The organism is Allobosea sp. NPDC055594, from assembly GCF_053618995.1.
In genome coordinates this window covers 132,238-154,630 of the sequence record NZ_JBSHIO010000004.1, presented here as the reverse complement: position 1 = coordinate 154,630, position 22,393 = coordinate 132,238, and the positions used below count along the sequence as shown (strand labels likewise).

Here is a 22,393-nt window from a genome sequence, read left to right as displayed (position 1 = left end):
AGCAGGAGACTCCATGAAGAGGCCGCGCAAGGGAAGCCCAGGCGCACCGATTTGACAACCGCTTGCGCCGGTCAACGGGTTCCGGCGCCATGGCGGCTGCTGCGGCGACGGGCTGACGCTTCACACCGCCGATTGGGCGGCTTTGAGGCGCTCTCGCGACGCGGCGATGGCTTCGCGCTCAGGCGGTGATCTGGTCGATCTCCGCCAGCTCTTCGGCCGAGAGCTTCCATTCGGCCGCTTTCACATTGGCGGCGATCTGCTCGGGCCGGGTCGCGCCGGCGATCACGCTGGAGACCACCGGCTGCGCGGCGAGCCAGGAGAAGGCGAGCTCGACCAGGGTCTTGCCGTGCTTCTCGCAGAAGGCGGAGAGCTTCTCGGTCTTGCGCCAGTTCTCCTCGGTCAGCACCTCGCCGGCGCGCTGTGCCTCACGGGTCATGCGGGCGCCTTCCGGCATCGGCTGGTTGCGCCTGTACTTGCCGGTGAGCAGACCGTTGGCGAGCGGGAAATAGGGCAGGAGGCCCATGCCGAAATGACGGGCGGCCGGGATCAGCTCCTTCTCGGCGCCGCGCACCAGCAGGCTGTACTCGTCCTGGCAGGAGGCGAAGCCCTCGATGCCATGGGTCTTCGCGGTCCAATGGGCGTCGGCGACCTGCCAGCTCGGCAGGTTCGAGCAGCCGATATAGCGCACCTTGCCCTGGCGGATCAGGTCCTCGAGCGTGCGCAGGGTCTCGTCGATCGGCGTCAGCGGATCGGGACGGTGAATCTGGTAGAGGTCGATCCAGTCGGTCCTGAGCCGGCGCAGCGAATCCTCGACGGCATTCATGATGTAGGCGCGCGAGCCGCCCTTCTTGAGCCCCTCCTCATCCATGTTCATGCCGAACTTGGTCGCGAGCACGATCTGCTTGCGGCGGGCGCCGAGCACCTCGCCGAGCGCGGCCTCGGAGCCGCCGCGATTGCCGTAGATGTCGGCGGTGTCGAACAGGGTGATGCCGTGTTCGATGGCGGCATCGACGACCTTGCGCGTCGCTTCAAGGTCGATCCGCCCGCCGAAATTGTTGCAGCCGAGCCCGACGAGCGAGACACGCAGGCCCGAGCGGCCGAGATTGCGGGTAAGCATGGCGGTTCCTCTCCTCCGAAAGCCGGGCACAGAGGACCAGAGCCGGGGCCGGGCGGCAAGAGCGATCAATGCGGGCCGGGCGCGGCGTCGCGCGCAGGCCGCGGCGATCCGCCGATGCGGTCGCGATTGACCGAACGCAAAGCAGCGGCAAAATGCGCGGCTAGAATTGGCCTACCAAACCCCGATACAGCCGGAGATCCCATGGCCCCGATGATCAAGAGCGTCTTCACCGCCTATACGGAAGAAGGCGAGGGCGAGCGCGAGGCGGCGCTCGGCTATGCTCTGTCGCTCGCGCAGCAGGCCGGCGCGCATCTGACCGTCCAGGCGGCGGCGATGCGCTACAATGTCCCCGGCACGCTGATCGGGGATTTCGGGACGGCCTTCGTCGCCGCCGAGAACCGCCGCATCACCTCGCTGGCGAAGCGTTTCGCGGAGCTTGCCCGGACCAGCGCCGGCCTCGCCGGCGTGACCAGCACGGTCGAGACGCCGGAACTGGTCTATGCCGAGCTCGGCGGGCGCCTGGTCGGCCAGGCTCGTGTCCATGATCTCAGCGTGCTCGACCTCGAGAAGGACGCTGCCGAGCGCGATCGCGGCCTGATCGAAGCCGCCCTGTTCGACTCGGGCCGGCCGGTGATCATCGTGCCGCCGGAGGTCGAGCGCTTCGCCTGCGGTCGCATCCTGATCGCCTGGGACGGCAGCGCGACCGCTGCCCGGGCGGTGGCGGAGGTTCGCCCGTTCCTGGCCGGGGCGGAGGTCGAGATCCTCTCGGTCACCGGCGAGAAGGACCTGTCGAAATACGTCGCCGGGGCGGAATTGGCGCCGCATCTGTCACGGCACGGCGCCGCTGTCAGTGTCCGCAATGTCGCCCTGTCGGCCGGCCAGGACGTCGCCGAGGCGATCCGCATGGCCGCAGCGGAGTTCGACGCCGATCTGATCGTCTGCGGCGCCTACAAGCATTCGCGGCTGCGCGAGTGGATTCTCGGTGGCGTCACCCAGTCGCTGCTGAAGTCCAGCTCGCGGCCGCTGCTGATGAGCCACTGAGCCCGCGCTACGGCGGCCCGGTCAGCCGGGTCTCGCCCGGTCGAGCCATGTCGAACCCCCCGCGCGCCGCCAGTGTGGCGCGCGGCCAGCCAGCGCGATAGCGGGTTTGGCGATCGGCCGGACCTCGGCCGGAAAGCGAGGATGACGGCACCGGTCACAGCGCGCTGGCCGGAGACGGCTCCTGCTGCGCCAGCACGCGCGCGGCGTCGGCCGACAGCAATGGCGAGGCGCTCTGCCCTTCCCGGATGCCGGACGCAAGCAGCGCGGCATCGCCCGCCGCACCAGAGATCCCACCGGCGCTCACCACCACGCCGAGGCCTTGCCCCAGGCCGGCGAGCGCCCGCACCATGCTCGCCGCCTCCTTGTCCTGCATGTTGGAGATCAGGCGGCGGTCGATCTTCACCTTGTCGAAGCCGAATTCCCGGATGTGGTAGAGGTTCGAGTAGCCCGTGCCGAAATTGTCGAGCGCGACCCGCACGCCTGCCTGCCGCAGCGCGCCCAGGGCCGCTTTCGCGGCATGCAGGTCATGCACGATCGCGCTTTCCGAGATGTCGACCTCCAGTCGCGATGGCGGCAGCCCCGCGGTCCGGATCGCCGCAAGGACATTGTCGCTCAATGTGCGGTTCTTGAGCTGGGCCGGCAGGATGTCGACCGAAAGGACGATGTCGTCGGGCCATTCGCGCGCAGCCTGGCAGGCGATGGCGAGGACGCGCCCGGCAAGCTGGTGGATCAGCCCGGTTTCCTCGGCGACTGGCAGGAAGCGCTCGGGTGAGAAACGCTCGCTGCCCGCAACGACCCAGCTCGGCACCGCTTCGAACCCGGTCACCCTGCCGCTGGCGAGATCGATCGATGGGCGGAAGCGGGGTCGGATCTGGTCCTGCTGCAGCGCCTCGCGCAGTTCCCGTTCGATCTGCTGCCGCTGGCGCACCAGCCGGTCCATGTCTTCCTCGAAGAAGCGGAAGGCGGAGCGGCGTTCGCCCTTGGCGCGATAGAGGGCGAGATCGGCCTTGCGCAGCACCTCGGGCGCCGTCTGCGCGTCGTCCGGCAGGAAGGCGATGCCGATGCCGGTCGCGACGCGGTGCTCGACCCTGCCGATCACGATCGGCTCGGCCAGGTTGTCGATGACGCGCAGCGCGATATTGGCGCTGGATTCCAGCCCCATCAGGTGTTGTGCCAGCAGCACGAACTCGTCGCCGCCGAGACGCGCCACCAGGTCGCCCTCGCGGACCGAGCGCAGCAGGCGTTCCGCCACGATCAGCAACAGCTCGTCTCCGGTGCCGTGGCCATAGGTGTCGTTGATCTGCTTGAAGCCGTTGAGGTCGAGCAGATAGACCGCGTGCACCTGCCCCTGTGCCGGTGGCGAGGCGGCCGCCCTCGCCAGCGCCTCCTCGAACTGCCGGCGGTTCGCCAGCCCGGTGAGCGGATCCTGATAGGCGAGCGCGCGCGCCCGGCCCTCGGCCGCGATGCGCCGGGCCATCTCGCGCTTCTGCTCGCGATAGCGGCGCATCGCGAAGATCAGCAGACCCACGGCCAGAACGGCGCCGATCAGCAGCGCCTCGTCGAGCTCGATCGCCCTCTGCTCCGTCGCTGCGCCGCCCTGCGTCACGAAGATGTCGACCGCATAGGCGACATAGGTGAGCACGAGCACTACGGCCAGGACCATGCCCAGATCCTGGATGCTGATGCGGTGCCGCAGGATGTGCTTCCAGACCCTCGACAAGCAGGCCTCCCGAAACCGCGCGCCGGCCCGGTTCCGGCGGCGCGAGAACGCTGTTGTAGAACCGTTTACGCGGAAGCTGGAGCCCGGGCCAAAAAAACGCGGCCCGGACGAGTGCCCGGGCCGCCGATGCTGTCATATGGGCGCGAGCCCGTCAGGCCACTTCGGCCTTCTGCTTCTGCGAACGCTTGCGCTCGTTCGGATCGAGGATCGCCTTGCGCAGGCGGATCGACTTCGGCGTCACCTCGACGAGTTCGTCCTCGTCGATCCAGGCCAGCGAACGCTCCAGCGTCATTCGGATCGGCGGGGTCAGGCGCACCGCCTCGTCCTTCGAGGTGGTGCGGATATTGGTCAGCTTCTTGCCCTTGAGCACGTTGACCTCGAGATCGTTCTCGCGGGTGTGTTCGCCGACGATCATGCCCTGATAGACCTTCCAGCCCGGCTCGATCATCATCGGGCCGCGATCCTCGAGGTTCCACAGCGCATAGGCCACGGCCTCGCCGGTCTCCATGGCGATCAGCACGCCGTTGCGGCGGCCTGGGATCTCGCCCTTATAGGGCAGATAGGCATGGAACAGCCGGTTCATGATCGCCGTGCCGCGCGTATCGGTGAGCAGCTCGCCCTGATAGCCGATCAGGCCGCGGGTCGGGGCGTGGAAGACGAGGCGCAGCCGGTTGCCGCCCGAGGGCCGCATCTCCAGCATGTCGGCCTTGCGCTCGCTCATCTTCTGCACGACGACGCCCGAATGCTCCTCGTCGACGTCGATGACGACTTCCTCGACCGGCTCGAGCAATTGCCCGTTCTCGTCACGCTCCAGCACGACGCGCGGACGCGAGACGCCGAGTTCGAAGCCCTCGCGGCGCATGGTCTCGATCAGGATGGCGAGCAGCAATTCGCCGCGGCCCGAGACGATGAACGAGTCCTTGTCGCCGGATTCCTCGACCTTGAGCGCGACATTGCCCTCGGCCTCCTTGAACAGCCGGTCGCGGATCATGCGGCTGGTGACCTTGTCGCCCTCCGTGCCGGCGAGCGGGGAATCGTTGACCGCGAAGGTCATCGAGACGGTCGGCGGGTCGATCGGCTGGGCGGCGATCGGCGTCTCGACGCTGGGATCGCAGAAGGTGTCGGCGACGGTGCCTTTCACCAGGCCGGCGATCGAGACGATGTCGCCGGCGACGGCTTCCTCGATCGGCTGGCGCTCGAGGCCGCGGAAGGCGAGGATCTTCGAGATGCGCCCGGTCTCGACGGTCGTGCCGTCGCCCGAAAGCACCTTGATCGTCTGGTTCGGCTTGGCCGTGCCCGAGGTGACGCGGCCGGTGATGATGCGGCCGAGATAGGGGTTGGCCTCGAGCAGCGTGCCGAGCATCCGGAACGGGCCTTCCTCGACCTTCGGCGCCGGCACGTGCTTCAGGATCAGGTCGTACATCGGGGCGAGGCCCTGATCCTGCGGGCCTTCCGGCGAATGCGCCATCCAGCCCTGCTTGCCCGATCCGTAGAGGATCGGGAAATCGAGCTGCTCGTCATTGGCGTCGAGCGCGGCGAACAGGTCGAAGACCTCGTTGATCACTTCCTGGACGCGGGCGTCGGGCTTGTCGACCTTGTTGATCGCGACGATCGGGCGGAGGCCGAGCTTCAGCGCCTTGGAGACCACGAACTTGGTCTGCGGCATCGGGCCTTCGGCGGCGTCGACCAGCACGATCGCGGAATCGACCATGTTGAGGATGCGCTCGACCTCGCCGCCGAAATCGGCGTGGCCGGGGGTGTCGACGATGTTGATGCGGGTGTCCTTCCAGACCACCGAGGTGGCCTTGGCCAGGATGGTGATCCCGCGCTCCTTCTCGATGTCGTTGGAGTCCATCACCCGCTCGGCGACGCGCTGGTTCTCGCGGAAGGCGCCGGACTGCTGCAGCAGCTTGTCGACCAGCGTGGTCTTGCCGTGGTCGACGTGGGCGATGATGGCGATGTTGCGCATGGACATGCGGAAAGCGGCCTCGGTTGACGACCGCGAGCCGACTGGGATTTCCCGGCCGGCGCAGCCTGAGCGTGAATGGACAATGGGGTTAGTTGCGCTGCACATAGACGCTTGGCGCCGTTTGGGCAACCGGCAAGCCGCGAAGTCCCGCCACGCACCCTGCGGGTTGCCGGCTCATTTCCGGCAGGCGAAGGGCATGAAGGTGCTGGACAGGCCGGCATTCATCCCGGCCATCACCATGATGTTGGCGAGGTTGAGTTCCTCGGCGCTGCGCGGGCAGACATCGGGCGGCGTCTGGCAGCCGGATTGCATGAAGGCATCGTGGCGGACGAGGAAGTCCGGGCCAAGCCCCTTGCTGCCGAAGCGGCGGATCGCCTCGTCATAGGCCTTGCGATAGCGCTCGCATTTCACCGCCGGCCAGTTCTCGCCGCCGCGCATCTGGGCCTGCGCGGCCGCGATGCCGGGCCACGGCCCGCCGGCGACGGGCAGGGCGAGCGGCAGCGAAAGCGCCAGGGCGAGCCCGGCGCGCCGGGAGAGAATTGGGGGCATGGTGGCGCTTTCCTGTCGGGGGGCGGTTCAACTGGCCGATGGCGGCTCGCCATGGGCCAGCCTGCGCTCGGCGACGGCCCGGCCGAGCTGGTCCATGGCGAGCCGGTAGGCGCTGACGCCGCCGGCGTCGATGTCGCCCCGCGAATAGCTCGCCAGCACTTCGGCGAGCACCGCATCGGCCTGACGCTCGAGCCGGGCGACGGCCGCCTCGTTGGGGGCGACGCGGATCGCGCCGAGCAGCGCGACCATCTCGCCGAGCCCGGCCATGGCTCGCTTGCGGCGTGCCGCGCTCTCGACGCCGAGCAGGCCGGCGGCGCCGGAGCCGAGCAACGAGAGCGCCATGACGCCGAGATAGAACCAGTCGCCATAGAGCTCGAAGAAGGTCTCCTGCTCGCCATCGATGAAGGCGGCGGCGCCACTATGGACCGCGAGCGGTGCGTCCTTGTCGGTCGCAGGGGTTTCGAGCCCCTGGATCGCCGGCAACTCGCCGGCGAGCGCGACCCGCAGCGACAGGATCGCGCTGACCAGATCGGCGACGCGGCTGTCGTCGAGCGACTGCGCCGCCATCAGGCGCGAAGTGATCGAGATCGTCGGCAGGTTTTCCGCCGGCAGCGGCGGATCGCCGCCGAGCGCGCCGCGCACGATCTCGCCGGCCTCGACCGCCCGGTTGCGGGCCGCGAGCGCGTCGGCTTCGCGGATCGGGATGATGCCGGGTTCATCCCCGAAGGCGGCGCGCAGTCGCTGGGCGGCTTCGTTCGCCGTGCGGGCGCTGATCGCGCCGACGGCGAAGAAGGCGTCGATCCGCCCCTCGCGGGCGGCGCCGATCACCATGTCGCGGGGCAACCCGACAATCTCGACCTCTTCGGGCTGGACGCCATATTGCGACAGCACCAGCTTCAGGAGGTCGATATTCTCGGCGGGATTGCGGATCACGCCGATGCGCTTGCCGCGCAGGCCGGCGACGCGGTCGATGGCGAGTTCCTTGGCGGTGATGAAGAAGGGGAAGGAGCGGCGCGTGATCAGGGCGGTGTCGGCCTTGGCCGGCAGGGCGATGTCGGGCCGTACGATGGCGAGGTCGACCTCGCCGGCATCGATCTTCCGGGCGCTCTCGGCCGAGCCTTCGGTCAGGACGAGGCGCAGGCGGACCGGCTTCTTCTCGCGGCTGAGGCCCTGGACGAAGGCCGCGGCCATGCGCGCATCGTCGGAGCCGAGCGGCCCGACGGCGAGCTTCAGCGTCTTCGGCTGGCTCCAGAGATAGACCCCGAGCGCCACGAGCCCGGCCGTCAGCAGCAGCCCCGCCAGAACCGCAAATCCGCGCCGCCCCATGCCTCGCCCGCTTTCGCCCCGCTTCGTGCCGATCGCTCTCGACCGGCATCATGTCACAAGTGCGGCGGCGGGAGCGTGACGGCAAGCACCTGCGACAAGAGTCTGCAAGAAGAGTTCGCAAGTCTCGGCCGGCGACAGCAACGGCAAGGGTGCGGGAGCATGTGCAATCGTGCTACAGCGCCCCGATGACGCGCCCCGAACCCAGCTTCCCGATCAAGATCTGCGGGCTCTCCACGCCTGAGACGCTCGAGGCTGCGCTCGCCGCGGGCGCCGACATGATCGGCCTCGTCTTCCATCCGCGCAGCCCGCGCTTCGTGATGCCGGACCAGGCCTCGCGGCTCGCGGGGCAGGCCCGCGGCAAGGCCGAGATCGTGGCGCTGACGGTCGATCTCGAGCCCGCCAGGGCGATCGAGCTCGCGCAGCTCGTGCGGCCCGACTGGCTGCAGCTCCACGGCAGCGAGACGCCGGAAGCCGTGAGGGCGATCAAGGCCGCGACCGGGCTGCCCGCGTTGAAGGCGCTGGGCATCGCCGGCGCGGCGGATCTCGACCGGATCGCGGCCTATGCCGACAGCGCCGACATGATCCTGCTCGACGCCAAGCCGCCCAAGGACGCGGCCTATCCCGGCGGCCATGGCCGGCCCTTCGACTGGACGCTGCTCGCCGGCCTCGACCCGGCTTTCCGCTTCATGCTATCGGGCGGGCTCGATCCGGCGAATGTCGCGGAGGCGATCCGCATCGCGAGGCCGTCCGGCGTCGACGTCTCCTCCGGGGTCGAAAGCGCGCCGGGCGTCAAGGATGTCGACCGGATCGCGGAATTCGTCAGGGCCGCCCGCAGGGCGGCCAAGGCACTGAGCGACGATATCTTGAAGAAGGCAGGCCAGGCATGAACGCGCCGCACGCACGCAACAGCTTCCGGAACGGCCCGGACGAGAACGGCCGCTTCGGCCAGTTCGGCGGCCGCTTCGTCGCCGAGACGCTGATGCCGCTGATCCTCGAGCTGGAGGCCGCCTACATCGCCGCCAAGGCCGATCCGGCCTATCATGCCGAGACCGCCGACGGGCTGAAGCACTATGTCGGTCGCCCCTCGCCGCTCTATTTCGCCGAGCGCCTCACCGAACATTTCGGCGGCGCCAAGATCTATCTGAAGCGCGAGGAGCTGAACCACACCGGCTCCCACAAGGTGAACAACGTCCTCGGTCAGATCCTGCTGGCCCGGCGCATGGGCAAGAAGCGCATCATCGCCGAGACAGGCGCTGGCCAGCACGGCGTCGCCACCGCGACGCTCTGCGCCCGCTACGGCCTCGAATGCATCGTCTATATGGGCGCGGTCGACGTCGCCCGGCAGGCGCCGAACGTCTTCCGCATGCAGATGCTGGGCGCCACCGTCGTGCCGGTCGAATCCGGCACCAAGACGCTCAAGGACGCGATGAACGAGGCCCTGCGCGACTGGGTGACAAATGTCGCGACGACCTTCTACTGCATCGGCACCGTCGCCGGCCCGCATCCCTATCCCGCGATGGTGCGCGACTTCCAGTCGATCATCGGCAAGGAGACGCGCGAGCAGATGCAGGAGCTGGAAGGCCGCCTGCCGGATTCGCTCGTCGCCTGCATCGGCGGCGGCTCGAATGCGATGGGCCTGTTCCATCCGTTCCTCGACGAGAAAAGCGTCGAGATCTATGGCGTCGAGGCGGCCGGCCACGGCATCGCTTCCGGGCTGCATGCGGCTTCGCTCACCGGCGGGCGCCCCGGCGTGCTGCACGGCAACCGCACCTATCTGCTGATGAACGAGGACGGGCAGATCAACGACGCCCATTCGATCTCGGCCGGGCTCGACTATCCCGGCATCGGCCCGGAGCATTCCTGGCTGCATGATGTCGGCCGCGCCACCTATCTCTCGGCGACGGACGAGGAGGCGCTCGCAGCCTTCCAGCTGATCTCCAAGCTCGAGGGCATCATCCCGGCGCTGGAATCGGCGCATGCCCTCGCCAAGGTCGCCGAGCTCGCGCCGCAAAAGCCGAAAGATCATCTGATGGTGGTCAATCTCTCCGGCCGTGGCGACAAGGATATCCCGCAGGTGGCGGAGATTCTGGCGGCGCGGTGACCTGAGCATTTTCGAGCGAAGTGGACACCGGTTCGCGTGAAGAAAATGCGATAAAACAAAGAGCTAGAGCATTTCGCGATTCGGAGAAGCGCGGAAATGCCTCGCACCGTCCTGATGCTGCCCCATTGGCTTGCGCATGGTCGGGGCGCAGAAGCGGCACCGCTTCTGCGGACCATGCCAGCGAAGGACGATCATGTCTAAGACCAAGAAGGCCCTGCTCATCGCCGCGCTTGCGGCGCTCGCCGCTCCCGTTCAGGCTCAGAGCCCCGGCCCGCTCGCCCCGGCGGAAGGCATCGTCATCCGCACCGAGGGGGAGGTCAGGGTGAAGCCGGATCTCGCCACGATCCAGGCCGGCATCGTCAGCGAGGGCAAGACCGCCGCCGAGGCGTTGGCGAAGAACACCCCGGCGCTGGCGAAGCTCGTCGAAGCGGTGAAGGCGGCCGGCATTGCCGGCGGCGACGTCAGGACCTCGCAGGTCATGCTGATTCCCCGCATGACCCAGCCTTCCGCTTCCTCCTCGCCGCAGCCGCGCGCGCCGAAGATCGACGGCTACGAGGCCCGCACCGGGCTCACCGTCGTCGTGCGTGACATCACCAAGGCCGGTCCGCTGATCGATGCGCTCGCCGCCGCCGGCGCCAACGAGATGTCGGGGATCATGTTCGGCCTCGTCGATGAGGACACCGCCAAGGATGCGGCACGTCAGAAGGCCGCCGAGGCGGCGCGGGCCCGCGCCTCGCTCTATGCCGAGAAGCTCGGCGTCAAGGTCGGCGAACTCGTCTCGATCGTCGAAGCCGAGGCCGAGGCGCCGTCCCGTCCGATGGGCGAGATGCGGGCCTATCGCATGGCCGCCGCGGGTGGAGCACCGATGGCGGTCGAGCCCGGCGAGATCACCGTGAGCGCGACGCTGCGCACGGTCTGGCGCATCGAAAAGCAGTAATTCTCGACGCTTTTTGCCTTCCTGCCCGTGGCGGGCGAGCAGGCCGGGGCGGTCCGCATTCCGTACCGCCTCGGTTCCGCCTTCATGCTAGGCTCGGCGCATGACGAGCTATGGCCAGTTCTGTTCGATGGCGCGCGCCCATGAGGCGCTGGGCGGGCGCTGGACGTTGCTCGTGGTGCGCGAGATCCTGTGCGGCAGTAGCCGCTTCGGCGAGATCCGGCGCGGCATTCCACGCATTTCGAAGACCATGCTCGCAGAGCGTCTACAGGCGCTCGTGCTGTCCGGCGCGCTTTCGCGCCGGGATGACGGGCAGGGCCCAGAATACGTGCTGACGCAGGCTGGCCTGGAGCTCGCCGAACTCGTCAGGGCGATGGGGGCCTGGGGCCAGCGCTGGCTGCCGCGTCACGCAGAAGGCGAGGATCTCGACCTGGGGCCCGTTCTGGTCGACATGCAAAGGCGGGTCCGCTTCGAGACCCTGCCGCCTGAGCCGCTGGTCGTCCGCTTCGAGATCGCTGGCCATGGGCCGCGCTTCCTGCTGCTGCGGCCGGGCGAGGCCTCGCTCTGCAGCCAGAATCCCGGCTTCCCCGAAGTGCTCTGCGTCCGTGGACCGCTCTCGGCGCTGGTCGCCTGGTGGCGCGGCGATGTCGGCTTCGCGGAGAGCCGGCGGCTCGGCCTGTCGATCGCAGGCCCGCGCCCGCTGGCGGCAGCCTTTCCCGATTGGTTTCAGCTCTATGCCTTCGCCGGGATCCGCCTGGCGCGGGACACCGAAAGGACGAGCCCATGACTGTCCGTATCGTTCGGCTGGGAACGCCGCGCGCTGCCGGAGAAGGCACGCGCATCGGTACGGTCCGGCGCGTGCCGCGCGGCGTGCCGAAGGAGCGCTATGCCAGCGAGAACTGGTTCGACGTCTGGTTCCCGGTCCTGTCGCCGACGCCCGAGCTGATGGCGCAGGCCAAGTCGGCCGAAACCGAGAAGGACTGGGCCGGCTTCACCCGCGCCTTCAGGGCCGAAATGGCCGAACCGGCGCCGCGCCACGCGCTCGACCTGCTGGCGACCTTGTCGCATGGCAGCGATTTCTCGGTCGGTTGCTATTGCGAGGTCGAGGCGCATTGCCATCGCTCGGTGCTGCGTGCGCTGCTCGAGGAGCGCGGGGCGAGGCTCGGTTGAAGGCCGTATCGACGGCCTTCTTGCCCGCAGCCCTCTCCCCGAGGCGCCGCGCGTCGCGAAGCTCGCCTTTGCGAGGTCCGGATTCCGGACCTGACGGGGCGGCGCTTTCGGGCGACAAGGGCATGCCTCATGCAACATGCCTTACGCAAGGAGCGTCACGTGACCCAGCCGACCATTCTCGACCGCATCGGCAAGACGGCGCTCATCCCGCTGCGCCGGATCGCGGCCGCCAATGGCGCGCGCATCCTGCTGAAGCTCGAAAGCGAGAACCCGACCGGCAGCATGAAGGACCGGATGGCGCTCGCCATGATCGAGGCGGCCGAATCCGACGGGCGGCTGAAGCCGGGCGGTGCGGTGGTCGAATATACCGGCGGGAGCACCGGGGTTTCGCTCGCTCTGGTCTGCGCGGTGAAGCGTCACCCCCTCCACATCGTCACCTCCGACGCCTTCGCCCGTGAAAAGCTCGACCACATGGCGATCCTCGGGGCGAAGCTGACGGTCATCGCCAGCGAGGGCGGCGGCATGACCGAAAAGCTCACCCGCGACATGATCGCCGCCGCCGGTGTGATCGCCGAGGAGACCGGCGCCTTCTGGACCGACCAGATGAAGAACCGCGATCAGCTTTCCGCCTATGATGCGATGGCGGACGAGATCTGGAACCAGGCCGAGGGCAGGATCGACGGTTTCGTTCAGAGCGTCGGCACCGCCGCCTCGCTGCGCGGCCTCGGGGCAGGGCTGCGACGCCATGATGAGGGGATCAGGGTGGTCGCGGTCGAGCCGGCGGAGTCGCCGGTGCTTTCGGGCGGCGCCCCCGGAGCGCACAAGATCGACGGCATCGGTGCCGGCTTCGTCGTGCCGCTCTGGCAGGAGGGCATGTCCGATGCGGTCGAGCGTGTCTCGACGCAGGAAGCGCGGGCGATGGCGCTGCGGCTCGCCCGCGAGGAGGGGCTGTTCGCCGGGCTCTCGACCGGCGCGAATGTGCTCGCGGCATTGCGGCTCGCCGAGCGGCTCGGCGAGGGCGCAACGATCGTCAGCCTGATGTGCGACACCGGCCTGAAGTATTTCGGCAGCTGGCGCACCACCCTTGCAGAGCAGGGCTGAGCCTGCGCCCTCTCGCCAGCCGGGCCCGGCCATGCTAACCGCAGCCGCATGACACAGACTGGCCAGACCCGTATCGAGAACCGCTTTTCCGCCTGCGCCAAGGAAGGCCGGGCCGCGCTCGTGACTTTCGTCACGGCCGGCGACCCGGATTTCGACACCGCGAACGCGATCCTGCACGCTCTGCCCGCGGCAGGCGCCGACATCATCGAGCTCGGCGTGCCCTTCACCGATCCGATGGCGGATGGCATCCCGGTCCAGCTCGCCGGGCAGCGCGCGCTCAAGGGCGGCCAGACGCTGAAGAAGACGCTGGCGATGGTCGAGGGCTTCCGCAAGGCCGGAAACGACACGCCGATCGTGCTGATGGGCTATTACAATCCGATCTGGGCCTATGGCGTCGAGCGCTTCCTCACCGATGCGCGCGCTGCCGGCGTCGATGGGCTGATCGTCGTCGACCTGCCGCCGGAGGAGGATGCCGAGCTCTGTCTGCCGGCGCTCGCCGCCGGGCTGAGCTTCATCCGCCTGGCGACGCCGACCACCGATGACAAGCGCCTGCCGCGCGTGCTCCAGAACACCTCGGGCTTCGTCTATTATGTATCGATGACGGGTGTCACCGGCGGCACCATCGCCAATTACGACGCGGTCGGCGATGCGGTCGGCCGGATCAAGCAGCACACCAGGCTGCCGGTCGCCGTCGGCTTCGGCGTCAAGACCGCCGCCGATGCGGCTGCGATCGCGCGCGGCGCCGATGGCGTCGTCGTCGGCTCGGCCTTGGTCGAGCGCGTCAGGCTTTCGCTCGATGGCGAGGGCAAGGCCACGGAAAAGACGGTTTCGGCTGTCACCTCGCTGGTCGCCGAGCTCGCCGCCGGCGTCCGTTCGGTCGCAAAAGCTGCGGCCTGAGCTGCTAGCAGCTCACGTAATTCGAGGATGATCCGATGAACTGGATTTCCGAAGTCGTTCGCCCGCGCATCAAAACGCTGTTCAAGCGCGAGAGCCCGGAGAACCTCTGGATCAAGTGCCCGGACTCCGGGCAGATGGTCTTCCACAAGGATGTCGAGGCCAATGGCTTCGTCATTCCCGGCTCGGAACATCATCTGCGCGTCAAGGCGCCCGATCGGCTGCGCCTGACCTTCGACCAGGGCAAATGGCTCGATGTGGCGCTGCCCGAGGCCGCCGTCGACCCGCTCAAGTTCCGCGACGAGAAGCGCTATGTCGACCGGCTCAAGGATGCCCGGGCCAAGACCGGTGCGAGCGACGCCTTCAAGGTCGGCTATGGCCGCGTCCAGGGTCTGCCGATGACCATCGCGGTGCAGGACTTCCACTTCATGGGCGGCTCGCTCGGCATGGCGGCGGGTGAAGCCTTCATCAAGGGCGCCGAGACCGCGCTCGAGAAGAAGACGCCCTATGTCGTGTTCGCGGCTTCGGGCGGGGCGCGCATGCAGGAAGGCATCCTCTCGCTGATGCAGCTGCCGCGCAGCACGGTCGCGGTCCGGCGCCTACGCAAGGCCGGCCTGCCCTATTTCGTCGTCCTGACCAACCCGACCACCGGTGGCGTCACTGCCTCCTATGCCATGCTCGGCGACGTCCATATCGCCGAGCCGGGTGCGCTGATCGGCTTCGCCGGTCCGCGCGTGATCGAGCAGACCATCCGCGAGAAGCTGCCCGAGGGCTTCCAGCGCTCGGAATATCTCAAGGATCACGGCATGGTCGACATGGTCGTGCACCGCCACGAGCTGCCGGCGACGCTGGCACGGCTGGGCCGGCTGCTGACCCGGCAGCCTGCCCCGGACGCGAACGCCGAGGCGGAGGCCGAGCCGCTTCCGCTCGAGGCCAACTGAACTCTCGCACGACGCATCGGGGATCGCCGGCCGCCGCTCCGCACCGGCGCGATGCTTTCGCCGGCCGGGGGGCCGGACCCGCATGAGCACATCCGACCTGCTGCTGGCGCGCTTCCTGGCGCTCCACCCCAAGCTGATCGATCTTTCGCTCGGCCGCATATTGCGCCTGCTCGAGCGCCTCGGCGATCCCCAGAAGAAGCTGCCGCCGGTGATCCATGTCGCCGGTACCAATGGCAAGGGCTCGACCATCGCCTTCATGCGGACGATCCTCGAGGCCGCCGGCCTCAGCGTCCACGTCTACACCTCGCCGCATCTGGTGCGTTTCCATGAGCGCATCCGGCTCGGCCGGCCGGGTGGCGGCCGCTTCGTCGACGAGGGCGTGCTGGTCGAGGCGCTGGAACGCTGCGAGCGCGCCAATGCCGGCGATTCCATCACCTTCTTCGAGATCACCACCTCGGCGGCATTGCTGCTGTTTTCCGAGCACAAGGCCGATGTCGTGCTGCTCGAGGTCGGGCTCGGCGGGCGCTACGACACCACAAACGTCATCGACCACCCGGCCTGCACCGTGGTCACCCCGGTCTCGCTCGACCATTCGGAATATCTCGGCGATACCGTCGCCAAGATCGCCGGCGAGAAGGCCGGCATCTTCAAGCGCGGCGCGCCGGCCGTGATCGCGCCGCAGGGCCCGGAGCCGACCGCCGTGCTGGAAGCCGCCGCCGAGCGCGCCGGTGCTGCGAAGATCCTGATCGGCGCACAGGATTTCAACGTCCACGAGGATGGCGGGCGGCTGGTCTACGAGGATGGCGACGGCCTGCTCGACCTGCCGCTGCCGCGCCTTACTGGGCGCCACCAGCACGTCAATGCCGGCACGGCGATCGCGGCGCTGCGCGCGGCCGGCTATGGCGGCTTGCCGGTCGCCGCTTTCGAGCGCGGCATGACCGAGGCCGAATGGCCGGCGCGGTTGCAAAGGCTGTCGCGGGGGCGCCTCGCCGAACTCGTGCCCGCCGGTGCCGAGCTTTGGCTCGATGGTGGCCATAATCCCGATGGCGGCCGTGTGCTCGCCCAGGCCATGGCCGATCTCGAGGAGAAGAACCCGGCGCCGCTGGTGATGATCACCGGCCTACTCTCGACCAAGGATGGCCGCGCCACGCTCGGCCATTTCAAGGGGCTGGCGCATGCGCTCTTCGCCGTGCCGATGCAGAACCAGCTCGCCGCCCGTCCGGCCGAGGAGGTGGCGGAGCTCGCCCGCGCCGCCGGGCTCAAGGCGGAGGCTTGCGGCTCGGTCGAGCAGGCGCTGCGCGAGATCGCCGCGCGCCACTGGCCGGTGCCGCCACGCATCCTGATCTGCGGTTCGCTCTATCTCGCCGGCGAGGTGCTCCAGGCCAACGGTACGCCGCCGGTTTGAGGCCGGGGCGAACGGCCCTATCGTCCTGGTCCGCCTGCCAGCTGCGCCGAGGAGAACCATGCCAGTTGCCGGATTGACCACCCTCGGCATCGTCCTCCTGTGCAGCATGCTCGGTGGCTGCGTGACCTCCGGCGGCGAGGCGGGCCAGGCCGCCGAAAGCGTCGACCGGGTGCGTGCCGGCGAGCCGACCTTCCTGCAGCAGACCTACATGACCATGGACAAAAGTTGCCGGCAGGTGAAGCGGCCGACCGCCGTGCTGACCCGTGACCCCGAGCACGGTAAGGTCAGGATGGCGACGCGCAAGGCAGAGGCGGTCTACGGCCCCGGCCCCTATGCCCATTGCGACGGGCGGGTCGGCAACTCGCTCGCCTTCGAATACACCTCGCGGCCGGATTACCGCGGGCGCGACGGCTTCGAGGTCAAGGTGCGCTATGCCGATGGCGAGGTCCGCCATGGCCGCTTCGCGATCGAGGTTCGCTGAGCCCAGAGCATCGGACCGAAAAGTGGAACCCACTTTTCGGACGAATCCGGTGCTTCAACACGGAATGAGATCGCCAGAGCGTATCCGATAGGATGCCCGGCGATCGAAGGGAGCCGAGCCTATGGAGAGAGCTTTCGGACAGGGCGGCCAGCGGGCTTCCGTGATCGGCCAGGGCAGCTGGAACATCGAGCTCTCCGAGCGCAAGGCCGTCGTCGCGGCGCTGCGGCGCGGGCTCGATCTCGGGCTGACCCATATCGACACCGCCGAGATGTATGGCGATGGGCGTTCCGAGGAGATCGTCGGCGAGGCGATCTCGGGCCGGCGCGACGAGGTCTTCCTGGTCTCCAAGGTTCTGCCGCACAATGCCTCGCGCGCCGGCTCGCGCGCCGCCTGCGAACGCTCGCTGCAGCGGCTCGGCACCGACCGGCTCGATTGCTATCTGCTGCACTGGCGCGGCTCATACCCACTGGAAGAGACCTTCGCCGCCTTCGAGGCGCTGCGCGAGGAGGGAAAGATCCGCTCCTGGGGCGTCAGCAATTTCGACACCGACGACCTCGACGAGACGCTGAACCTGGTCGGGCCAGGCCAGGTCGCCTGCAATCAGGTGCTCTACCATCTGCGCGAGCGGGCGATCGAGCACGCCGTCATCCCCTGGTGCGAGAAGCACGGCGTCGCGGTCACCGCCTACAGCCCGTTCGGGCAGGATGATTTTCCGGAGCCCGCTTCGACGCAGGGGCGGGTGCTGGCGCAGATCGCAGCGAAGCATGGCGCGAGCCCGCGCCAGGTCGCGCTCGCCTTCCTGACCCGGCGCCCTCAGGTCTTCGCGATCCCGAAGGCGGCGAGGGTCGCTCATGCCGAGGACAATGCCGGGGCGCTGTCGCTGCGGCTGGACGAGGCCGACATCGCCGGGATCGAGGCAGCCTTCCCGCTCGGGCGCAGGCCGCGCTCGCTGCCGATGCTGTAGCAACCCCCTGGACAATCGCGCTGTCGTCCCGGGCGACCCGAGGGCGCGATCGGGCCTACCCCACCAGCGTCTTCGGCAGCATGCAGTGGATGCCCTTGTTGCCGTTGACGGTCTGGGTGACGCGCAGATCGGCGGCGAGGCTGCACAGCATATAGGCCTCTTCGCGCGAGAGCTTCGTCCGCTCGGTGATCAGGCCGATCATCTCGCGCAGCGCGTCTTTCGCGCAGATGTCGAGATCGGGATCGATGCCCATGGTGATGTGGTGGGTCCGGGTTTCCGCCCGGGGCATGGCGAAGGACAGGTCCTCGCGTAAGTGGAATTCGAAAGTGCCTTCCAGCGCCGTCTCGATCGCGGTGATGCAGACTTCGCCGTCGCCCTGCGCGCCATGGCCGTCACCGCAGGAGAACAGCGCGCCCTCGACGAAGACGGGCAGGTAGAGCGTCGCGCCGGCGCCGAGTTCCTTGTTGTCGATATTGCCGCCGAAGGCGCGCGGGATCAGCGAGGTCACCCGCCCCCAATGCGCCGGCGGCGCAGTACCCATCACGCCGAAGAAGGGGGCGAGCGGCAATTCCATGCCCCAGGGCAGGTTCGCGACGTTCCGCTCGCGATCGAGATGGATGTAGCGGAAGGCGTGGTAATCGAACTCGTCCGGCAGCGTGCCGCCGAGCGGGCGGAACATGGTGTAGCCGAAATCGGTGCGCGGCTTCACGCTCCGGATCTGCACCTCCAGCACCTGGCCGGGCCGCGCGCCTTTCACCGCGATCGGGCCGGTGAGGATGTGGCCGGGCACCATGCGCTCGGCCTTCTCGTGGATCTCGTGGATCTCGGGCGGGATCGTCTGATTACCGTCCGGCAGATGGGCAGGCCCGCCGGTCACCGTGCGGATGGTGACGCGGTCGCCGCTCTCGATCTCCAGCGCCGGCTTCAGCTGCGCGTCGAAATAGCCCCAATGGCAGGTGGCGAGGCTGGAATCGAGCTGGTGATGGGTCATGGCATGGCCTCGTTGCGGCGGCGCGGGCGGTCGTCAGGCTGGGGGCGCGAGTCCGGCTTCTGCCCGGCTGCGGGCATTGCGGCGGATCGTATACAGCGTCGCGCCGATGACGATGGCAGAGCCGATGAAGGTCGAGAGCGACGGGATCTCGGCGAAGAAGACGAAGCCGGTGAAGCTCGCCAGCAGCAACCGGCTGAAATCGAGCGGCGCGAGCGCCGCCGCCTCGCCGACCTGGTAGGCTTTGGTGATCAGCCATTGGCCGGCGGTACCGAACAGGCTGAGCAGCACGAGCGCGAGCCATTGTTCGGCTGTGGGCCAGACCCAGTAGGCCCAGGCTGGCCAGGCGAGGACGACGATCAGCACCAGCCCCTGATAAATCAGGATCGTCTCGGTGCGCTCTGACGTGCCGAGCATGCGCACGCTGACGGTGATGCAGGCGCCGAAAACCGCGCCGCCGACCGACATCAACGCCCAGAAATTCAACCCCTCGGTCGAGGGGTTCAGCATGATCAGGATGCCGATAAAGCCGATGACCGTCGCGGCCCAGCGCCGGCCGTCGACCTTCTCCTTGAGCACCAGCACCGCCGCGATGGTGACGAACAGGACCTGGCTGAAGCTGATCGAGGTCGCCTGCGCCAGCGGGATGTGGATCAGCGCGCTGAAGCCGCAGAGCATCGAGGCCAGCGTCACCACCCCGCGAAAGATCTGCAGGCCGGGATGGCGAGTGCGCAGCATCGAGGGCAGCGCCCGGCCGACGACGAGCACGATGACGAGGCTCATGATCAGCTGGCGGATCATCAGCGTCTCGACAAGCGGGATCGAGCTGCCGAGATGCTTGAACAGCCCGACCATCACCGCATAGACCAGCAGCGCCGACAGCATGTAGACCGAGCCGCGCAGGTTCGGGCTGGCGCCGCGCCACCACAAGCCGATGCGTGAGCGGCGTGCCGCCAGCCAGCCGGGGTCGGCCGGGGTGATGCCGGCGGAGTCTGGTGACAGCGTAATGTCGGGGAAAGCGGCGCTGCCGCCCGGACAGCCGTCTTCCTCGGATGCTGGCGGCGCAGGCTCGCCGATCCCGGCGCTCTCGCTGCCGCGGGCCTCCTGATCCGAAAGACGGTCGTCGCTCATCGCAGCCCGGAGCCGGGCTCAGCGCCAGCGGCCTATGATTGGTCCAGTTCGGGAACTCTCGCCGATTTGCCGGTTTCGGAGGAGGGGGCTTGCGCACATGGCAGGGTTGTTCTGGCGTCCGGCCGCTCCGCCTTCAGGGCAGGGGCGTCATTCGGCTGGGCGGCTGCCTGCGCCGCCATTGTGGCGTATAGCAGCGCGGATCGCGCATTCGGGCGGCGATCGGACAAGGTGACTCGGGACGATGCGGGATCTGCTGGCCGATATGGCGAACGGCGTGCGCGAATTGTCTCCGCGGCGCTTTCCCTGGCGGCGCTTCCTGCTTGCTCTTTCGCTCGGCATTCTCGGCGGCTGGCTGTTTTCCTATCTGCGCCTGCCCCTGCCCTGGATGCTCGGCTCGATGGTGTTCTGCACCGCCGCCGCGATCTCGCGCGCGCCGGTCGCGGCTCCGCCGGTGATCCGCCCGCCGATGTCGGCGGTGATCGGCGTCATGCTCGGCTCCGGCTTCCGGCCCGATCTGATCGCGCAATTGCCGAACTGGCTGCCGACGCTCGCCGGGCTCGTGCTCTTCATGGCGGCCTGTGCCTTCTTCTGCGTCGGCTATTTCCGCCGCGTCGCCGGCTATGACCCGGTTACCGCCTTCTTCGCCGGCATGCCCGGCGGCCTCGTCGAGATGGTGATCACCGGCGAGGAGAAGGGCGGCGATGCGCGCACCATCGCACTGATCCACTCCGCCCGCATCCTGCTCGTGGTGATGACGCTGCCCTTCATCGTGCAATGGCTCGTGGGCGTCTCGCTCGGCATCAACCGCACCTCCGGCCCCTCGATGATGCAGACCTCGGCGCTCGGCTGGTTCTGGCTGATCGCCTGCGGCGTGCTCGGTGTCATGCTCGCCCACGCCCTGCGCCTGCCGGCGAAGCAGCTGCTCGGGCCGATGCTGGTCTCGGCGGCGGTGCATGTCGCGGGCCTCAGCGACTCCGTGCCGCCCTTCGAGATCGTCAACCTCGCGCAGCTCATCCTGGGCGTCACCATCGGCTGCCGCTTCGTCGGGACGCCGCCGCAGGCGATCCTGCGTATCCTCGTGATCTCGGCCGGCTCGACGCTGATCCTGCTCGCGCTGACGCTGGCGTTCGCCTTCGCGGTCGCCCATATCTCGCGTTACCAGCCGGTTCCGCTGATCCTGGCCTATTCGCCGGGCGGGCTCGCCGAGATGAGCCTGATCGCGCTCGCCCTGCATACCGAGGTCGCCTTCGTCGCCGCCCACCACATCATCCGGGTCTTCCTGGTGATGATCGGCGCCGGGCCGCTTTTCGGCCTGCTCGGTGGCAAGGCCAAAAGCGCGAGCAAGCCGAATTAGTCAGCGCCCGACCGCAGCCGCGAGCCCGCGCTCCAGGGCCGAGGCGAGCGCGGCGCGCTGGCGCGCCATGAAGGCGGCGCCGTCGAGATGCAAGCTGGTTCCGGCCCGTGCCGCGCCGACCAGATCGATCAGCGCTGCGGCGAAGGCCCGCGGCTCGTCAGCGATCCGGAAATTCGCGGGGATCTCGGTGAATCCGCGGCAGGAGAGCGGCGTCGCCACCGCTGCTGCGCCGAGCTGCATCGCCTCGATCGTCTTGAGCTGCACGCCGGTGCCGGCCCGGCTCGCCAGGGCCAGGGTCCGGCAGGAGAGCAGGAATTCGCGCGCGTCCGGCACGCGTCCGACCAGCTTCACATTGTCCGCTACGGGAGGCATGTCGGGCGGCAGGCGTCCGGCGACCGCGATCTCGAAATCGCGCGGCAGCAGCGGGCAGACCTCGCGCAGGAACCAGTCGAGCCCGGTGAAGTTCGGTACCCAGGTCCAGGTGCCGATCAGGCCGATATCATGGGCCGCCGCGACCGGCTGGATGCTCAAGGGCTCGACCTCGGCTCCCGAGACCAGCGGCAGCACCGCCGATTTCCCGGCCATCTCCGGACCGAGCGCGGCGCGGTCCCCCTCGGCCAAGGTCCAGACGAAGCGCGCCTCCTGCCAGAGCCTTCGCTCGACCTTCTCGAGCAGATGCGCCTCGCGCGCGAACAGCGCCCGCATCAGCGGGCTGCGGGCGTGATCGGCGTTCTGCTGCGCCGAGACATGCTCGATATTATGCTCGACCAGCACGCAGGGGCCGAGCCCGGTCAGCTCGGGAAAAGCGCCGGGCAGCATCACGGAATTCAGCACGATCGCGTCGAACGGGCCGCGCGCCCTGACCGCCTCGACGAAGCGTCCGCGCCCCGCCAGCCTGAGCTTGGCGCAGGCGACCGGCAGCGCGGCAGCGAGCGCGCTGCCCAGCCATTGCAGCTTGCGCGCCTTCGAGACGACGGCGTTCTCGACATCGACCGCGTCGATCACCACCGCCCCGCCGGGGTCCGCCGGCACCTCGCCGGGCCGCAAGAAGCCGAAGGCGGTGACCTCATGGCCGGCGGCACGCAGCGCATCGAGGATGGCGGCATTGGCGATCTCGAAGCCGGTATCGGGCCGGGCGACGGGGATCAGCGTGGTGAGAAAGGCAAGGCGCACGGTGTTCCGCATCCTGGGATCGTGGCCGAGAACA

21 protein-coding genes are annotated in these 22,393 nt (G+C 68.6%); 13 read left to right on the top strand and 8 right to left on the bottom strand.

Going from position 1 to position 22,393, the window contains the following annotated elements; genetic code table 11:
- Positions 1 to 178: 178 nt before the first annotated feature.
- Positions 179 to 1,117, bottom strand: coding sequence for an aldo/keto reductase (locus ACWGRX_RS10270; RefSeq protein ID WP_452117470.1), 939 nt, complete (start codon positions 1,115 to 1,117; stop codon positions 179 to 181).
- 201 nt (positions 1,118 to 1,318) lie between these two features.
- Here ACWGRX_RS10270 and ACWGRX_RS10265 point away from each other — a divergent pair, with 201 nt between their 5' ends.
- The gene (locus tag ACWGRX_RS10265; RefSeq protein WP_452117469.1) at positions 1,319 to 2,158 is read left to right on the top strand and encodes a universal stress protein; all 840 of its coding nucleotides are present in this window, start codon (positions 1,319 to 1,321) and stop codon (positions 2,156 to 2,158) included.
- Between the two features lie 154 nt (positions 2,159 to 2,312).
- Here ACWGRX_RS10265 and ACWGRX_RS10260 read toward each other — a convergent pair whose 3' ends face one another.
- The 4 genes from ACWGRX_RS10260 to ACWGRX_RS10245 all read right to left on the bottom strand — a co-directional run bounded on the left by ACWGRX_RS10260 (position 2,313) and on the right by ACWGRX_RS10245 (position 7,722).
- Positions 2,313 to 3,878, bottom strand: coding sequence for a putative bifunctional diguanylate cyclase/phosphodiesterase (locus tag ACWGRX_RS10260; protein WP_452117468.1), 1,566 nt, complete (start codon positions 3,876 to 3,878; stop codon positions 2,313 to 2,315).
- Between the two features lie 151 nt (positions 3,879 to 4,029).
- Entirely contained in the window at positions 4,030 to 5,853 is a 1,824-nt protein-coding gene (typA, locus tag ACWGRX_RS10255) for a translational GTPase TypA (protein ID WP_291637957.1), read from the bottom strand.
- Between the two features lie 168 nt (positions 5,854 to 6,021).
- Complete coding sequence (locus ACWGRX_RS10250) at positions 6,022 to 6,396, bottom strand: hypothetical protein (protein WP_452117467.1); 375 nt, start codon at positions 6,394 to 6,396, stop codon at positions 6,022 to 6,024.
- 27 nt (positions 6,397 to 6,423) lie between these two features.
- Complete coding sequence (locus ACWGRX_RS10245; protein WP_452117466.1) at positions 6,424 to 7,722, bottom strand: ABC transporter substrate-binding protein; 1,299 nt, start codon at positions 7,720 to 7,722, stop codon at positions 6,424 to 6,426.
- A 185-nt stretch (positions 7,723 to 7,907) separates the two neighbouring features.
- Between ACWGRX_RS10245 and ACWGRX_RS10240 the strand changes: the two genes are divergently transcribed.
- The 11 genes from ACWGRX_RS10240 to ACWGRX_RS10190 all read left to right on the top strand — a co-directional run bounded on the left by ACWGRX_RS10240 (position 7,908) and on the right by ACWGRX_RS10190 (position 17,713).
- Positions 7,908 to 8,609: a phosphoribosylanthranilate isomerase gene (locus ACWGRX_RS10240; RefSeq protein WP_452117465.1), complete on the top strand. Its 702-nt coding sequence runs from the start codon at positions 7,908 to 7,910 to the stop codon at positions 8,607 to 8,609.
- Positions 8,606 to 9,823: a tryptophan synthase subunit beta gene (trpB, locus tag ACWGRX_RS10235; RefSeq protein WP_452117464.1), complete on the top strand. Its 1,218-nt coding sequence runs from the start codon at positions 8,606 to 8,608 to the stop codon at positions 9,821 to 9,823. The genes ACWGRX_RS10240 and trpB overlap by 4 nt, the downstream gene beginning before the upstream one ends.
- 193 nt (positions 9,824 to 10,016) lie before the next feature.
- Complete coding sequence (locus ACWGRX_RS10230) at positions 10,017 to 10,760, top strand: SIMPL domain-containing protein (RefSeq protein WP_452117463.1); 744 nt, start codon at positions 10,017 to 10,019, stop codon at positions 10,758 to 10,760.
- 100 nt (positions 10,761 to 10,860) lie between these two features.
- Positions 10,861 to 11,544 carry a winged helix-turn-helix transcriptional regulator gene (locus ACWGRX_RS10225; RefSeq protein WP_452117462.1) on the top strand — a complete coding sequence of 228 codons (684 nt, stop codon included), beginning with the start codon at positions 10,861 to 10,863 and terminating at the stop codon, positions 11,542 to 11,544.
- A complete protein-coding gene (locus tag ACWGRX_RS10220; protein ID WP_291635855.1) occupies positions 11,541 to 11,927 on the top strand; it encodes a DUF488 domain-containing protein in 387 nt (128 codons plus the stop codon). Before ACWGRX_RS10225 ends, ACWGRX_RS10220 begins: the two co-directional genes overlap by 4 nt.
- Positions 11,928 to 12,086: 159 nt before the next feature.
- The gene (locus tag ACWGRX_RS10215; protein WP_452117461.1) at positions 12,087 to 13,028 is read left to right on the top strand and encodes a PLP-dependent cysteine synthase family protein; all 942 of its coding nucleotides are present in this window, start codon (positions 12,087 to 12,089) and stop codon (positions 13,026 to 13,028) included.
- Between the two features lie 48 nt (positions 13,029 to 13,076).
- Positions 13,077 to 13,925, top strand: coding sequence for a tryptophan synthase subunit alpha (gene trpA, locus ACWGRX_RS10210; RefSeq protein ID WP_452117460.1), 849 nt, complete (start codon positions 13,077 to 13,079; stop codon positions 13,923 to 13,925).
- Between the two features lie 35 nt (positions 13,926 to 13,960).
- Positions 13,961 to 14,863, top strand: a complete 903-nt coding sequence (accD, locus tag ACWGRX_RS10205; protein ID WP_452117459.1) for an acetyl-CoA carboxylase, carboxyltransferase subunit beta — start codon at positions 13,961 to 13,963, stop codon at positions 14,861 to 14,863.
- Between the two features lie 82 nt (positions 14,864 to 14,945).
- Positions 14,946 to 16,268 (top strand): bifunctional folylpolyglutamate synthase/dihydrofolate synthase, encoded by a 1,323-nt coding sequence (locus tag ACWGRX_RS10200; protein ID WP_452117458.1) that lies wholly within the window; start codon positions 14,946 to 14,948, stop codon positions 16,266 to 16,268.
- Between the two features lie 58 nt (positions 16,269 to 16,326).
- Complete coding sequence (locus ACWGRX_RS10195) at positions 16,327 to 16,749, top strand: hypothetical protein (protein ID WP_291635845.1); 423 nt, start codon at positions 16,327 to 16,329, stop codon at positions 16,747 to 16,749.
- Between the two features lie 121 nt (positions 16,750 to 16,870).
- Positions 16,871 to 17,713 carry an aldo/keto reductase gene (locus ACWGRX_RS10190; protein WP_452117457.1) on the top strand — a complete coding sequence of 281 codons (843 nt, stop codon included), beginning with the start codon at positions 16,871 to 16,873 and terminating at the stop codon, positions 17,711 to 17,713.
- Positions 17,714 to 17,768: 55 nt separating this feature from the next.
- Here ACWGRX_RS10190 and ACWGRX_RS10185 read toward each other — a convergent pair whose 3' ends face one another.
- Together ACWGRX_RS10185 and ACWGRX_RS10180 are read right to left on the bottom strand one after the other, a co-directional pair.
- The gene (locus ACWGRX_RS10185) at positions 17,769 to 18,704 is read right to left on the bottom strand and encodes an acetamidase/formamidase family protein (RefSeq protein WP_452117456.1); all 936 of its coding nucleotides are present in this window, start codon (positions 18,702 to 18,704) and stop codon (positions 17,769 to 17,771) included.
- Positions 18,705 to 18,737: 33 nt separating this feature from the next.
- Positions 18,738 to 19,832 carry a DMT family transporter gene (locus ACWGRX_RS10180; RefSeq protein ID WP_452117455.1) on the bottom strand — a complete coding sequence of 365 codons (1,095 nt, stop codon included), beginning with the start codon at positions 19,830 to 19,832 and terminating at the stop codon, positions 18,738 to 18,740.
- Between the two features lie 241 nt (positions 19,833 to 20,073).
- On the opposite strand from ACWGRX_RS10180, the gene ACWGRX_RS10175 reads away from it, so the two are divergent.
- Positions 20,074 to 21,186, top strand: coding sequence for an AbrB family transcriptional regulator (locus ACWGRX_RS10175; RefSeq protein ID WP_452117454.1), 1,113 nt, complete (start codon positions 20,074 to 20,076; stop codon positions 21,184 to 21,186).
- Here the strand turns inward: ACWGRX_RS10175 and ACWGRX_RS10170 are convergent, their stop codons facing one another.
- Positions 21,187 to 22,359, bottom strand: coding sequence for a glycosyltransferase (locus tag ACWGRX_RS10170; protein WP_452117453.1), 1,173 nt, complete (start codon positions 22,357 to 22,359; stop codon positions 21,187 to 21,189).
- Between the last annotated feature and the right edge of the window lie 34 nt (positions 22,360 to 22,393).